The 231-nt window shown below is 50.2% G+C and carries 1 protein-coding gene; it reads right to left on the bottom strand.

What is annotated here, in order from left to right; translation table 11 throughout:
* Positions 1 to 231: phage tail tape measure protein (locus HBA93_RS23910; RefSeq protein ID WP_221724864.1), on the bottom strand; the 231-nt coding region annotated here is incomplete at both ends.

Below are 231 nucleotides of genomic sequence, written 5' to 3'. Positions count from 1 at the left end.
ATCATACCGGTATTATCGGCATGAGGCTCAAGCTGTTTAATGATATCAAGAAGCGGGAGTAAACGTCCTTTACTGTCGGTGAAGGTCAGATTTGCTTCTTCCATCGCTTCACGCACACCCTTGGTTGGGCTGAGCATGCGTGTGATGGCACCACGTAAACCGGTACCAGCCATAGAAGCCTGAATACCAGCATTCCCCATGAGGGCGAGGGCGGCTGTTGTTTCTTCAAAT

Source organism: Ochrobactrum sp. SFR4 (assembly GCF_019730395.1).
Classification (GTDB): domain Bacteria; phylum Pseudomonadota; class Alphaproteobacteria; order Rhizobiales; family Rhizobiaceae; genus Pseudochrobactrum.
Note: the sequence above shows the minus strand (reverse complement) of the source record. Positions and strands in the feature narration are given on the sequence as shown.